Origin of the sequence: Dinoroseobacter sp. S375, from assembly GCF_049800775.1 — a bacterium.
GTDB lineage: Bacteria > Pseudomonadota > Alphaproteobacteria > Rhodobacterales > Rhodobacteraceae > Dinoroseobacter.
In genome coordinates, this window is the sequence record NZ_JBNAFR010000002.1 from 352,112 (window position 1) to 366,482 (window position 14,371).

10 protein-coding genes and 1 riboswitch are annotated in these 14,371 nt (G+C 66.2%); of the genes, 7 read left to right on the forward strand and 3 right to left on the reverse strand.

The window, feature by feature from the left end; translation table 11 throughout:
• Positions 1–34 precede the first annotated feature (34 nt).
• Both folE2 and metZ read right to left on the reverse strand, forming a co-directional pair.
• Positions 35–1,138, reverse strand: coding sequence for a GTP cyclohydrolase FolE2 (gene folE2, locus ACP150_RS06580; RefSeq protein WP_424965767.1), 1,104 nt, complete (start codon positions 1,136–1,138; stop codon positions 35–37).
• A 172-nt stretch (positions 1,139–1,310) separates the two neighbouring features.
• Positions 1,311–2,489 (reverse strand): O-succinylhomoserine sulfhydrylase, encoded by a 1,179-nt coding sequence (gene metZ / locus ACP150_RS06585; RefSeq protein ID WP_424965768.1) that lies wholly within the window; start codon positions 2,487–2,489, stop codon positions 1,311–1,313.
• 68 nt (positions 2,490–2,557) lie between these two features.
• Positions 2,558–2,634, reverse strand: a riboswitch (SAM riboswitch).
• 127 nt (positions 2,635–2,761) lie between these two features.
• On the opposite strand from metZ, the gene ACP150_RS06590 reads away from it, so the two are divergent.
• The 3 genes from ACP150_RS06590 to ACP150_RS06600 are packed head-to-tail and all read left to right on the forward strand — an operon-like array spanning position 2,762 to position 5,894.
• Positions 2,762–3,661, forward strand: coding sequence for a hypothetical protein (locus ACP150_RS06590; RefSeq protein ID WP_424965769.1), 900 nt, complete (start codon positions 2,762–2,764; stop codon positions 3,659–3,661).
• Between the two features lie 30 nt (positions 3,662–3,691).
• Positions 3,692–4,399, forward strand: coding sequence for a glutathione S-transferase N-terminal domain-containing protein (locus ACP150_RS06595; protein ID WP_424965770.1), 708 nt, complete (start codon positions 3,692–3,694; stop codon positions 4,397–4,399).
• A gap of 46 nt (positions 4,400–4,445) precedes the next feature.
• Positions 4,446–5,894: a TrkH family potassium uptake protein gene (locus ACP150_RS06600; protein ID WP_424965771.1), complete on the forward strand. Its 1,449-nt coding sequence runs from the start codon at positions 4,446–4,448 to the stop codon at positions 5,892–5,894.
• 6 nt (positions 5,895–5,900) lie between these two features.
• Here the strand turns inward: ACP150_RS06600 and ACP150_RS06605 are convergent, their stop codons facing one another.
• The gene (locus ACP150_RS06605; RefSeq protein WP_424965772.1) at positions 5,901–7,676 is read right to left on the reverse strand and encodes a serine protease; all 1,776 of its coding nucleotides are present in this window, start codon (positions 7,674–7,676) and stop codon (positions 5,901–5,903) included.
• Positions 7,677–7,832: 156 nt separating this feature from the next.
• Between ACP150_RS06605 and ACP150_RS06610 the strand changes: the two genes are divergently transcribed.
• The 4 genes from ACP150_RS06610 (at position 7,833) to ACP150_RS06625 (ending at position 14,201) form a co-directional block, all read left to right on the forward strand.
• On the forward strand, positions 7,833–8,765 hold the full coding sequence (locus ACP150_RS06610) for a glycine--tRNA ligase subunit alpha (RefSeq protein WP_424965773.1): 933 nt from the start codon (positions 7,833–7,835) through the stop codon (positions 8,763–8,765).
• Positions 8,762–9,283 carry a DUF6446 family protein gene (locus tag ACP150_RS06615; protein ID WP_424965774.1) on the forward strand — a complete coding sequence of 174 codons (522 nt, stop codon included), beginning with the start codon at positions 8,762–8,764 and terminating at the stop codon, positions 9,281–9,283. The genes ACP150_RS06610 and ACP150_RS06615 overlap by 4 nt, the downstream gene beginning before the upstream one ends.
• An 84-nt stretch (positions 9,284–9,367) precedes the next feature.
• Entirely contained in the window at positions 9,368–11,434 is a 2,067-nt protein-coding gene (gene glyS / locus ACP150_RS06620) for a glycine--tRNA ligase subunit beta (RefSeq protein ID WP_424965775.1), read from the forward strand.
• 178 nt (positions 11,435–11,612) lie between these two features.
• The gene (locus ACP150_RS06625) at positions 11,613–14,201 is read left to right on the forward strand and encodes a putative PEP-binding protein (protein ID WP_424965776.1); all 2,589 of its coding nucleotides are present in this window, start codon (positions 11,613–11,615) and stop codon (positions 14,199–14,201) included.
• Positions 14,202–14,371: the final 170 nt, after the last annotated feature.

Consider the following 14,371-nt stretch of genomic DNA (forward strand, 5'->3'; position numbering starts at 1 on the left):
CGCGCCTTTGGCCTCTGCGCCGATGGGGCGGCGGTCACCCCACGTGGAACAGAGTTTGGAAAAGCCGCGGGTCGAGGCTGTCGCTGGCGAAGGTCGGGCCCTCGGTCAGCACGCTCACGGCGTCATGGCTGTGCAGGCTTTCCTGATGGCTGGCCACCACGCGGAAATCCCCGATCCGGTCATCGCGCTGCAGCGCCTGGCAGAAGCTGCGCGCCGCATCCTCGACAAAGATCGGGTTGGCGGCGTTCAGTTCGGCAAAGGCCTGCTCGTCCTCGCGCTTGACCATCACCTGGGTCTCGGTCGGGATCGCGTCGCGGCAAAGCTCGACCAGATCCTCGAACCACAGGCAGTCGCAGGCCTCGCAGGTCAGCTCGACCGAGATCCGCGCGACCGAGCGCTGGGAATGGGGCGTGGCGAGCTGCCCACGGAACTGACGAGCATGTTCCGACAGCTCGAGCGAGCAGGGGCAGGTCGACGAGTACACATAGTCGAGATGCATGAACTTGCGCCGCGTGCCGTTCACATCCACCACTTCGAGCGCGATGTCGTAATACTGATACCCCGACAGGCCCGAACGCAGGCTCTCGACCTGCATGGGGAAGCTGAACCGCATCTGGATCCGCGCATCGAAGCTTTCGAGGTCGGTCTTGTAGGCATCCAGCGTCCGCTCGATCACGTCAAAGCTGAAGGTCTGGTCCGCCTGCTTGTAGAAGGTCCGCATGATCCGGGACATGTTGATGCCCTTCTTCTCGGCCTCCAGGCTGACGGATCCGGTCACGCTGGTTTCCAGGGTCAGGTCGCCATTGTCCCGCGTGTGGAACTTAATCGGCAACCGGAAGTTGGAAATCCCGACATGCTGGATCTGGGCCTTTGCCCCGCGGATCAGGCTGGAGGGCCCGTTCTGCAGATCAGGCAGGCTGTCCTTGTAGGCGGCGTCGACCGCGAAATCCTCGGGATAGGCCCGGGCCAGCGCCGGGTAATCCGCAGGATCACCGGGCAACAGACGCGCGACCGAGGGATCGAGGGTCTCGATCTCCGCCGCCGAGGCCCTTTCGGCCCAGGCGCGCAACGTGGCCAGCGCATAGGCGGCCTCGTCACGGTTCGGCAGTCTGTCAAGTTCCGGTGTATGAATATTCATGTGGGCAGCCCCTTCGCATCCCAAGTCACGGCCCGTCATAACATGGGGGCCAGACACCTGTTTTCCAGCATCTCTTTGATAAGGATACGCAGCAGGTCCGGGGGCGGATCACATAAATCTCTGAAATCTTTCAAAGATCGCGAAACGCACCCGGCGGGGTTTTCTGCCGGTCCTAGACCGCGGCCAGAGCGCTCAGAATATCCCCGGCCAGATCCCCGGCATCCTCGAGACCGACGGACAGGCGGATCAATCCGTCCGAGATGCCAAGTTCCGCGCGCTGCTCGGGTGTCAGACGCTGGTGGGTGGTGGTCGCCGGATGGGTCGCGATGGACTTCGCATCCCCGAGATTGTTCGAGATGGTCACGATCTCCAACGCATTCAGGAACCGGAACGCGGCCTCCTTGCCCCCGGCGATGTCGAGGGCCAGAACCGTCCCGCCCGCCGCCATCTGCGCCTTGGCCAGCGCGTGCTGCGGATGGCTCGGCAGATGCGGGAAGAGTACCTGCGACAGGGCCGCGTGCCCCTCAAGCTCTTGGGCCAGCCTTGTGGCGGTCTCGGCCTGGGCCCGGACGCGCAGGTCGAGCGTCTCCATCCCCTTGAGCATGACCCAGGCGTTGAACGGGCTCAGCGAGCCGCCCGTATGCTTGAGATAGGGCTCTGCCACCTTGCGCACGAATTGCTTGGTGCCGCAGATCACCCCGCCCAGGCAGCGGCCCTGACCGTCGATATGCTTGGTCGCGGAATAGACCACCACATCCGCCCCCAGATCCACCGCGCGGCTGAAGATCGGCGTGGCAAACACGTTGTCCACGATCACCAGCGCGCCCACCGCTTGGGCCAGTTCGGCCACGGCGGCGATGTCGATCACCTCGAGGGTCGGGTTCGAGATCGTCTCGAAGAACACGGCCTTGGTCTCGGGCCGGATCGCGGCCTCCCAGGCCGCCAAATCGGTGCCATCGACAAAGGTCACCTCGACGCCGTAGCGGCTCAGGATGTCCTCGAGGATATAGAGACAGGAGCCGAACAGCGCGCGCGCCGAGACCACGTGATCGCCCGCCCGCAGCATCGAGGTCAGCGCCCCGTTCACCGCCGCCATGCCGCTGGCCGTGGCAAAGGCGTCCTCGGTGCCCTCGACCGCGGCGATGCGGTCCTCGAACATCCGCACGGTCGGGTTGCCGTAGCGGGCATAGATGAATTCGTCCTCACCGGCCTCGATGAACCGGGCCTCGGCGGCCTCGGCCGTGTCGTATACGAAGCCCTGGGTGAGGTAGATCGCCTCGGCCACCTCGCCATACTGGCTGCGCCGGGTGCCACTATGCACCAGTTTCGTCCGGGTGCTGCGTTCTGTCATTGTCGTCGTCTCCTGTCGCGCCGGGCGGTCCAAATCCGGGCACGAAAAACCCCCGCAGCCGGACGGGCTCGGGGGGATCCGCGTCCTTTTAGCAGCTTGTTTTACGTGGCCTGCAATCCGGCAACAAATCACCACGGTGTCGCGGGTGTAGGGGCGTTGCGTGTGCCGGTCAAGCACCGTCACGGAAGTCTAACGAAAGTTTCACGCCGGGTTCGTAGTCTCAGACTATCCGCCGTCCACAACATCTTGTGTATGAAGAGAGAGGGAGCCCCATGCCCGTTCTCAACCTGACCGTGACCCCTGAGGACATCCGCCCGGCCCAAAGCGGGCGAAGCCTGAACGCCGCGCTGGGCAGGGCCGCCGCCCGCGGCGACGGCACCGCGCCGATTGTCCTGCTGCTGCACGGGTATCGCTATTCCCCGCTGCGGGGCCCGAGCAATCCCCATGACAGCCTTTATGCCACCATGCCCTGTGCCCAGAGCCTGCCCCGGCGCAAGGGCTCCTGGCCCATGGCGCTGGGGTTTCGGGACGCGGAAACGGATCCCGGGCTCTGCCTGCCCGTGGGTTGGGACGCGCGCGGACGCTTTGCCGAGGCCTTTGGGGCCGCGGAACAGGTCGGGGCCCGACTTGCGGCGCTGATCGCACGGCTGAACCGGCAATTCCCGGACCGTCCGATCCATGCCATGGCCCATTCCCTTGGCGCGCGGGTGGTGCTTGCGGCCATGGCGCGGCTGCCGGCCGCGATGATCCGGCGGGTGATCCTGCTGGCACCGGCGGATCTGGCGGATCATGCCGAGACCGTGCTGGGATGTCCCGGGGCGCAGGGGGTCGAAGTGCTGCAGATTAGCCCGACGGAGAACTGGCTCTTTGACCGGCTGCTGGAGGAGGCCCTGCGCCGCCATCCGCAGGCGGGCCCGGCCCTCGGGCGGCGCCCGCCCGAGGCGGAACGCTGGGTGTCTCTGACCCTCGATTCCGATGCGGAGCTCGCCAATCTCGCCGCCCTGGGCCACGCGGTGGCCCCGCGCCACCACCGGGTCTGTCACTGGAGCGCTTATCTCCGCGATGGGGCGATGGATCTTTATTCCGCGCTGCTGACCGAACGGGGGCCGCGCGCCCTGCGCGAGCTCGCTCCGCCGCGCCCCCTTGCCAGCGGGCCCCCGCCCTCGCCATAGTCAGGCGGAGCATCCAAGGAGCCCCGCGCCATGATCCAGCCCATCGATCTCTATTTCTGGCCCACGCCAAACGGCTGGAAAGTGTCGATCTGTCTCGAGGAAATGGGCCTGCCTTACGAGACCCATCTGGTCAATATCGGGGCAGGGGACCAGTTCAAGCCCGACTTCCTCGCCATCGCGCCGAACAACCGGATGCCCGCGATCGTTGATCCGGATGGCCCCGATGGCGCGCCCATCTCGATCTTTGAATCCGGGGCGATCCTGCAATATCTGGCGCGCAAGACCGGGCAGTTCGGCGGCCCGACCGAACGGGATCGCATCGCCGTGGACCAGTGGCTCATGTGGCAGATGGGCGGGCTCGGCCCCATGGCCGGACAGGCGCACCACTTCCTGAAATACGCCCCGGCGATGGAGCCGCCCAATGACCTGCCCTATGCCAAGGACCGCTACCGGGCCGAGACCGGGCGGCTTTACGGGGTGATGGACCGGCAATTGGCCAAGCACGAATACCTCGCGGGCGACTTCTATTCGATTGCCGACATGGCGGCCTGGGGCTGGGCGTCGCTCTGGGAAGGTCAGCAGCAGACGCTGGAAGACAAGCCCCACCTTGCCCGCTGGCTCGAGACCGTGGGCGCGCGCCCCGGCGTGCAGGCGGGCCGGGCGCTTCATGCCGAGAAACGGGCCGATTTCCGCAAGGAAAAGGACAGCCACGCCGCGCTCTTCAAGACCAAGTGCTGAGCGAAGCCGTTGACAGTGCGCCCGCGCCCGGCCAAGCCTGCGCCCCATGTTTGATCTGCGCCCCGTTGGATATGTGATCGGCCTGCTGGTGGCGGTGCTGGGGGCGTCGATGCTCTTGCCCATGGCGGCCGACCTGCTGGCGGGGAACGACCATTGGCCAGCCTTCCTGGAGTCCGCGATCATCTCGGCGCTGTGCGGCGGGCTCATCGCCATTGCCTGTTCCAACGGCGTGGGCGAGCGGCTCAATATCCAGCAGACTTTCCTTTTGACCACGGGCGTCTGGCTCGCCCTGCCGATCTTCGCCGCGCTGCCCTTTGTCTTCGGCGCGACCGAGGCACGCTATGTGGACGCGTTCTTCGAGGCGATGTCGGGCCTGACCACCACGGGCTCCACGGTGTTTTCCGGGCTCGAGAGCCTGCCGCCGGGGCTCCTGCTCTGGCGCGGCCTGATGCAGTGGTTCGGCGGGATCGGGATCATCGTCGTGGCCATGGTGTTCCTGCCCGAACTGCGGATCGGCGGGATGCAGATCTTCCGCTCCGAAGGCTTTGACACGATTGGCAAGATCCTGCCCCGCGCCACCCAGATCGCGAGCCGGATCTCGGTGATCTATCTCGGGCTGACGGGGGCCTGCGCGCTGACCTATCTGGTGCTGGGCATGACGGGGTTCGATGCGGTGATCCACGCCATGACCACCGTCGCGACCGGGGGCTTTGCCAATTCCGACGCCAGCTTCGGCGCGTTTTCCGGCGCCATGGAATACGCCGCCGTGATCTTCATGCTGCTCGCGGCACTGCCCTTTGTCCGCTATGTCCAGATGCTCAGCGGCACCGCCCGCCCAATCCTGCAGGACGTGCAGGTCCGGGCGTTTTTCATGACGGTCACCACGGTCGTGCTGCTGATCGCGGCGTGGAAGATGACCATGATCGACCAGCCCAGCGAGACGAGCTTTCGCGAGGCGACCTTCAACACGGTCTCGATCCTCACCGGCACGGGCTATGCCAGCACGGATTACATGCTCTGGGGGACCTTCCCGGTCGTGGTGCTGTTCTTTGCCGGGCTGATCGGCGGCTGCGCGGGCTCGACCGCCTGTTCGATCAAGATCTTCCGCTATCAGCTGCTCTTTGCCTCGATCCTCGCCCAGATCCGGCGGATCCACTCGCCCAACGGCATCTTCACCCCGCGCTACGGGGGCAAGCCGGTCTCCGAGGATGTGCTCTCCTCGGTGATGGCGTTTTTCGTGATGTTCACCGTGTCGCTGGGCATCCTGTCGGTGCTGCTGGCGCTGACCGGGCTCGATTTCGTGACCTCGGTCTCCGGCGCGGCCACGGCCCTGGGCAATATCGGCCCCGGTCTCGGGGATGAGATCGGCCCGGCGGGCAATTTCGCCGGGCTGAATGACAGCGCGAAATGGATCCTCTCGGCCGCCATGCTGATCGGACGGCTCGAGCTGATGGTGGTCTTTGCGCTCTTTACCGTGCGGTTCTGGCGCGCCTAAGCGGGCCTATTCCCAGCAGGAGACGAGCACCGTCAGGTTGCCCGCCAGCATCGCCAAACGCTCCGGCGGCAGGGACGGGCCCGCATCCCCCAGCGCGATCTCCACGCCCGCCTCTCCGAGCCAGCCGGCAATGGCGGCTGCATCCGTGGCGAAATGAACATCCCCCGGCAGGACCCGGCTGCCCGCCTCGGGACGCGGCAGCAACAGGCCCAGCACATCGCCCCGCGTGTCCAGAACCGGCCCGCCCGCATCACCCGGCGCGACCTCCACGGCCAGCCGGTCGAGCTCGGCCTCGCCCTGCAACCCGCGCAGATCGGCAACCGTGCCAAAGCTCAGGGTCGGCGCGCCCAGAAGGCCCGCATAGGAATAGCCCGACACCGCGATCTCGGATTGCAGTCTGGCCTCGCCATCGCGGAACCGCGCGACGCTCATCGGGGCAACCCGCTCGCGCGGCGACAGGACCGCAAGGCCCAGCCCCGCATCGGCCAGCCGGATATCCGCCTCGATCTCGTCACCGATAGTGACCCGCCCGCAGGCGCGCAGGGCCGTATCCGTGGTCAGGACATCGCCCGCGGCGGTGATGAAAAAGCCCGAAACTGCGCGCAAAGGCTGCCGGATTTCGAGCCCGGAGAGCAGGTCGATCCGCTGTTCGGCCTCCGGATCCCCGGCGGCGGGGTCGAGCACGATGCCCTCCCGTGCGGTGAAGCTGCTGCGCATCATCTGGGCGGCGCGCTCCATCAGCCGGGCATCTTCGAGCGGCCAGACCAGGGTGAAGCCCTTGATCGCGCCATCCTCCAGCGCTGCATAGGTGTAGGAAGCGATCTCGGCATTCGCCCCGCGGATCTCGAAGGACCGCTCGCCGCGCGACCGCGCGCCCTCGCGCGGAATCACTTCCAGCGTCTGCATGATCTCGTAAAGCCCGGCGAGCCCTGCGGGGCTGCCCTCCTGACTGATCAGCAGGGCCTTGCGCGCGCCGTCGCCCTCGTAATGGGCAAAGGGCGGCTCCAGCCGGTCGAACCGCACCATGCCCAGCGGCATGTCGAGCGCGATCCCGGTCTCGGCACTGACCACCGGGGCCATGCCGAGCGTGTTCAGATCCGCCTGCCAATCGGCCAGCAGGCGCGCGCGCTGGGCGCTGGTAAGGATGCCCGTGACCGCGTCACCCAGGGCGGTTTGATAGGCGGACATGGCGCGGCGCGTGCCGGGTCCGAACGCACCGTCAATCGCCGCCGTGTAGTGTCCGAACCACTGCATCGCCTCCTGCAGGCGCTCCCGCGCCGGACGGTCGAGCGCCCGCTCGCTGGCCCGGGCCTGGGCCGGGGTTTCATCCGCCGGGGGCGGTGCAGACGGCGTCACGGTCAGAACCGGGGCAACCGGGGCCTCGCCGGGAATGCCCGCGCCCCGCTGCTCCAGCGCCCGGAGCGGATCGGTCGTCGCCCGCTGACCCAACTGTCCCTGGGGCCAGAAGGCATCGCGATACCGGCGGCCATCGGCGATAAAGCTGTCATTCGGCACATCGCCAAGCGCGCGCAAGCGGCTCAGCGCCGCTGCGGCCTCATCGGGGCCGTAAGGTCCCAGCGCGATCGCGTACCAGCCCGATTGCAACCGGTATCCGGCCACATCGTTCAGACGTCCCGCATAGGCACGGGCCCGGTCCTCGGCGGCGCTGAGGGTCGGTCGCGCCTCGATCTGGATCCAGACCTGCTCCTGCGCGAGGGCCCGCCCCGGCAGAAGGCTCATCCACATGGCCGCGAGGACCGCTATCACCAGACCTGTTCGCATCGCGCTGTATCTCTTCATTTTGCTTCGATTGCCCACATAGTGGCGATAGACCTACGCATTTCTGGTAAATGATGCACGCGGAACTGGGGCAGGCCGCGTTGACCCTGCCCGGGCTGTTGCCTATTGAGAACGCGGTTGAGATCAAAGGCACATCCCATGGACACCCCCCGCTCGTTTCAGGAGATCATTCTGCGGTTGCAAAACTACTGGGCGGCCAAAGGCTGCGCGGTGCTGCAACCCTATGACATGGAGGTCGGCGCCGGCACCTTTCACCCGGCCACCACCCTGCGCGCGCTGGGCGACCGGGCCTGGTCAGCGGCCTATGTGCAGCCCTCGCGCCGTCCCACCGATGGGCGCTATGGCGAGAACCCGAACCGGCTGCAGCATTACTATCAGTATCAGGTGATCATCAAACCGAGTCCGCCCGACCTGCAGGCGCTCTATCTCGGCTCGCTCGAAGCGATCGGGATCGACGCCTCCCTGCATGACATCCGCTTTGTCGAGGATGACTGGGAAAGCCCGACGCTGGGCGCCTGGGGCCTCGGCTGGGAGGTCTGGTGCGACGGGATGGAAGTCAGCCAGTTCACCTATTTCCAGCAGGTCGGCGGCCATGACTGCCGCCCGGTCTCGGGCGAGCTGACCTACGGGCTCGAGCGTCTGGCGATCTATATTCTGGGCGTGGATCACGTGATGGACATGCCCTTCAACGACCCGGATGCGGCGATCCCGCTGACCTATGGCGATGTCTTCCGCCAGACCGAGGCCGAGTATTCGCGCTGGAATTTCGATCAGGCGGATACCTCGGTGCTGCTCAAGCACTTTGAAGAGGCCGAAGCCGAATGCGCCGCGGCCCTGAACGCGGCCTATGACGACCCCAAGACCGGCAAGCGGATCGTGATGGTGCACCCGGCCTATGACCAGTGCATCAAGGCCAGCCACCTGTTCAACCTGCTCGATGCGCGCGGGGTGATCTCGGTCACCGAGCGGCAGGCCTATATCGGCCGGGTGCGCGCGCTGGCCAAGGCCTGTGCCGATGCCTTTGTCGAAACCGAGGCCGGGGGCTGGACGCCCGCCGCCGCCGCGTCATGAACGGCGGCAAGCTGGTCGCAGGAGCGCTCGTGGGCTTTGCACTCATCTTCGGGGCGGTGGTCTATTACACCCAAGTCTACGCCTATTATGAACAGGTCGATGCCGAGCAGGTGACGATCCGGCTCACCCCTCTCGGGGGGCAGGACGCGCCCGAGGCAATGCTGGCCGAAGGGATAGAGGCGATCGACGGATCCTCCAGTCCGCTGCGCTTCCGCGCCTGTTTCCGCACGCCCGAAAGCCTCGCCCTGCTGACCGAGAGCTACGAGATCTACGATGATGCCGAGCCGCTGGTCGCGCCGGGCTGGTTCGACTGTTTCGACGCCGAGGCACTGGGCGAACAGCTCCGCGATGGCACGGCGATTGCCTTCATGGGCGAGAAGAACATCGATTTCGGTGTCGACCGCATCGTGGCCGTGACCGAGGATGGCCGGGCCTATGCCTGGCACCAGATCAACGATTGCGGTGAAAAGACCTATGACGGCACGCCCGTGGGCGATGCCTGCCCGACCCGCGACTAACCGCAGCCCGACCTTCCGGGGTTCGAACTGGACCCTTATCACGCGGGCCGCTAAACCCGCCCCGAACAGCCTTGGACGAGACCTATGCCGGACCTCCTGATCGAGCTTTTTTCCGAAGAAATCCCCGCCCGCATGCAAGCGAAGGCGGCTGAGGACCTGCGCAAGCGGGTGACGGATGGCCTGGTCGAGGCGGGTCTGACCTATGCCGGGGCGCGGGCCTTTGCCACGCCGCGCCGCCTGACACTGGTGGTGTCGGATATGCTGGGCGCCTCCGCGCCCGTCCGCGAGGAACGTAAAGGCCCCCGCGCCGATGCGCCCGAGAAGGCCGTGGCGGGGTTTTTGCGATCCACGGGGCTCGCGCTTGAGGATCTCGAGACCCGCGAGACGCCCAAGGGCGACGTCCTGTTTGCCGTGATCGAAAAGCCGGGCCGTCCCGCGGCCGAGATCATTGCCGAGGTGCTCGAGGCGACGATCCGCAACTTCCCCTGGCCGAAATCCATGCGCTGGGGCGCGGGCTCCCTGCGCTGGGTGCGTCCGCTGCACCGCATCCTCTGCGTGCTGCGCGACGAAGAGGGGAGCGAGATCGTCCCCCTGAGCGTGGACGGGATCGTGGCGGGCGACGTGACCGAGGGGCACCGCTTCCTCGCGCCGGGCGAGATCAAGGTGACCGGGTTTGACGACTACGAGACCAAGCTGCGCCGGGCCAAGGTGATCCTCGATCCCGCCGAGCGGGCCGACCACATCTGGGCTGATGCCACAAATCAGGCCTTTGCCTCGGGGCTTGAGGTGGTCGAGGACAAGGGATTGCTGGCCGAGGTGGCCGGGCTGGTCGAATGGCCCGTGGTTCTGATGGGGGAGATCGGCGAAGACTTCCTCGAGCTGCCGCCAGAGGTGCTGCAGACCTCAATGAAAGAACATCAAAAGTTTTTCTCGGTTCGGGATCCGAAAACGGGGAAAATTGTTCGATTTGTAACAGTGGCCAATAACGAGACCGCCGATGACGGGGCCATGATCCTGGCCGGAAACCGCAAGGTTCTGTCCGCGCGCCTCTCGGATGCGAAGTTCTTCTGGGAGAATGACCTGCGGGTGGCCAAGTCTGGCATGCAGACTTGGCGCGACGCGCTGGGCGCCGTGACGTTCCACAACAAGCTCGGCAGTCAGGAGGCGCGGATCGCCCGGATTGCGGATCTTGCCGCAGAGCTCGCGCCCCAGGTTGGGGCGGACGCGGAAGCCGCGCGTACCGCCGCCGGGCTCGCCAAAGCCGATCTCAGCTCCGAAATGGTCTATGAGTTTCCCGAGCTTCAGGGTCTGATGGGCCGGTATTATGCCGAGGCCGCAGGCCACCCGGCAGAAGTCGCTGCCGTCGCCGAAGAGCATTACCAGCCCCTCGGCCCCTCGGACGCGGTCCCCACCGCGCCGCTCAGCGTGGCCGTCGCGCTCGCCGACAAGCTCGACACGCTGACCGGATTCTGGGCCATCGACGAAAAACCCACCGGCTCCAAAGACCCTTTTGCGCTGCGCCGCGCAGCATTGGGTGTGATCCGGATCGTGCTGGAGAATGGGCTGCGCCTGCCGCTCAATGCAGTGTTTGCATCCGGGGCGAAGGCTCATGGGGCTGAAAGCGCTGGCGACCTCCTCTCCTTCTTCCACGACCGCCTCAAGGTCTTCCTGCGGGATGAGGGCATCCGCCATGACGTGATCGACGCCTGTTTGGCCATGCCGGGCAATGACGATCTGCTGCTCGTGGTCATGCGGGCGCGGGCGCTGTCCGAGGTGCTCAAGACCGAGGATGGCGAGAACCTGCTCCAGGGCTTCAAGCGGGCCAACAACATCCTGACCCAGGCCGAAGACGCAGACGGGGTCGAATATTCCTATGGCGCGGATCCGAAATTCGCTGAGAGCGCCGAGGAAAAGGCGCTCTTTGCGGCGCTGGATGTGGCTGAGGCGGCGATCACCCCAGCGCTCGAGGCCGAGGATTTCGCCGCTGCCATGAGTGCCATGGCCGGGTTGCGCGGACCGGTGGATGCGTTTTTCGACGCTGTGCAGGTCAATGACGAGAATGCCATCCTGCGCCGGAACCGCCTCAACCTGCTGAGCCGGATCCGCACGACCTGCGGCGCGGTGGCCGATCTGACCCGGATCGAGGGTTAAGCCGCCCTTACCGCACCGCGCGACCGTGCCCGACACTTGCCCGACAGATGTCCGACACCTGTCCGACGGGGTGCCGACGCCGGGTCTGACCCCACCGGGCCGCGCTGACATGCCCACTTTCGGGTAGTTGCAAATGCAACCACGCTGTCTATCGTAGCGCTAACAGGAGGACGCTGCGGTGCAGAAGAGCGCGCCATTTACCGAGATCACCCGGACTGTTGCGCTATCGGCTGAAACCCACGGCCAGCGCGCGAAATGTGTCCAGCGGCTGATCCGTCTCGACATGCCGGTGCCCCATACCGTGGCCCTGAGTTTTGAGACCGTGCGCGCGATTGCGGCGGGGCAGATGTTCGACATGTCCGCCCTGCTGTCGAGCTTCGGCGCGGATCCGCTGGTCTCTGTGCGTCCGAGCCCCGAGCTGCAGGAATGGGGCGGTCCGTCCACGGTGCTCGATATCGGAATGAACGACGCCATGCTGCTCAGCCTGTCCGAAACCATCGGGTCCGAGGCGGCGCGGGCGATCTATCTGCGCTTCATCCAGTCCTTTGCGGTCGAGGTGGCGCGGCTCGATCCCGAGTTTTTCGGCCCGACCGAGCCCACGCGCGATGCGCTGACCGAGGCGCTGGCGGCCTATGAAGACGAGATGGAGGAGCCCTTTCCCCAAAGCCCCGCGGACCAGCTCGCCGCCGTTCTGAAATCCATGGCGCGGGCCTGGGAAGGAACCTCGGCCCGGCTTCTGCGGCAGGCCAAGGGCGCCCCGGTGGAGGCCGGGCTCGGGCTGGTGGTGCAGCGCATGGCGCTCGGGCTCGGCGCGCCCGAGAGCGGCTCGGGCGTGATCCAGTTCGTCAGCTCCGAAACCGGGCATCCGCAGATCACCGGGCGCTATCTCAGCCAGTCCCAGGGCCGCGACGCGCTCGCCCGCCGCAAGGAAGCGATGTACCTGTCGCGCGACCATCGCGGACATTCGCTCGAGGAGGCCTGCCCCGAGGCATTTGCCGAGCTGCAATCGCTCAGCGATATCCTGCGCAACGGGCTGCGCGAGGAGATGCAGATCGAGTTCACCCTCGATACCGGGCGGCTGAGCGTGCTGGACGCGGTCAAGGTGCCGCGCAGCTCGCGCGCGGCGGTCCGGATCGCCGTGGCGCTCGCCGAGAGCGGGGTGATCAGCAAGGAAGACGCGCTGCTGCGGATCGAGCCGCGCGCCCTGCCGGAGCTGCTGCACCGTCAGGTGGCGCTCGATGCGGCGCGGGACGTGATCGCCAAGGGCATGGCGGCGAGCCCCGGCGCGGCGACGGGGCAGCTGGTCTTTTCCGCACCTGCCGCACAGGCCTGCGAGGCCCAGGAAGTGCCCTGCATTCTGGTGCGCACCGAGACCTCGCCCGAGGATATCCGCGGCATGCATGCCGCCGTGGGCGTGCTGACCGAGCGCGGCGGGATGACGAGCCATGCGGCGGTGATCGCCCGGGGGCTGGGCAAGCCCTGCGTGGTGGGCACGCGCGATATCACCTTGGATGCCAAGGAAAAAAAGCTGACCTCTGCGGATGGCCGGGTCTTTGCCGAGGGCGATACGGTGACCCTTGATGGCACGGCAGGGACCTGTCTGGCCGGGGCGCCGCGCCTGATGGAGCCATCGCTCGACGGGTCCTTCCGCACGCTCATGGCCTGGGCCGACCAGGCCCGGGATATCGGCATCCGGGCCAATGCGGATACGCCCGCCGATGCCGAGGTCGCCCGACGCTTTGACGCCGAGGGGATCGGCCTCTGCCGGACCGAGCACATGTTCTTCGACGAAGATCGCCTGACGGTCATGCATGAGATGATCTTTGCCGATACGGCCGAGGCGCGGGGGGCGGCGCTGGAGCGTCTTCTGCCCATGCAGCGCGAGGATTTCGTCCACCTCTTCGAGATCATGCGCGGCAAGCCTGTGACGATCCGGCTCTTCGATCCGCCCCTGCACGAGTTTCTGCCCACCTCCCGCGACGGGATCTGGAACCTGGCCGAGGCGCTGGATCTGCCGGTCTCGACCGTGACCCAGCGGATCGATGCGCTGAGCGAGTACAACCCGATGCTGGGCATGCGCGGCGTGCGGCTCGGCATCGCGATCCCCGAGATCTATGCCATGCAGGCGAGGGCGATTTTCGAGGCGACGGCGGATGTCAGCCTCAAAGGGGCGATCATCACGCCGGAGATCATGCTGCCACTGGTCTCGGCCCGGCGCGAGGTCGAGCTGATCAAGTCGAATATCGACGCGGTGGCGGCGGCGGTGCGGACCGAGCGGGGCACGCGATTTGGCTACCGGCTGGGCGTCATGGTCGAGACGCCGCGCGCCGCGCTCAAGGCCGGAGAGATCGCCGAGATCGCAGATTTCCTGTCCTTCGGCACCAACGACCTGACCCAGATGACCTACGGCCTGAGCCGCGACGATGCGGGCCGCTTCATGGGCACCTATGTGCAGCAGGGCGTGTTCTCCGAAGACCCATTTCATACGCTGGATGCCGATGGCGTGGGCGAATTGCTTAACCTTGCCGCCGGGCGGGGCCGCTCCGTCAGATCTGATTTGACCCTGTCGATTTGCGGCGAACACGGGGGCGATCCCGATTCGATCGATTTTTGCCGAAAAGCGGGCTTTAACTATGTTTCCTGCTCACCGTTTCGGGTACCCGTTGCGCGCATGGCGGCTGCCCACCTCGCCCTGACCGAGGTTCCTGCCGAGAAAAAGCCACGGCGATTCAACATTTTGGGCAGAGTCCTGCGCAGCGGCGGGTGATGCAAAAAAGGCAAAGAACCGCCGACGTTGTCCATGCCGCATGACGCTGGGGTGGACGCTGCTGTCCTGATCTCTTAACAAACCGTTCGTCAGCGGGCTCATGCTGCATGCGCGAAGGTTTTCTGCACCTGCAAAGCGCATGAGAGGGGCTCTCTGTTAACGATACCGTG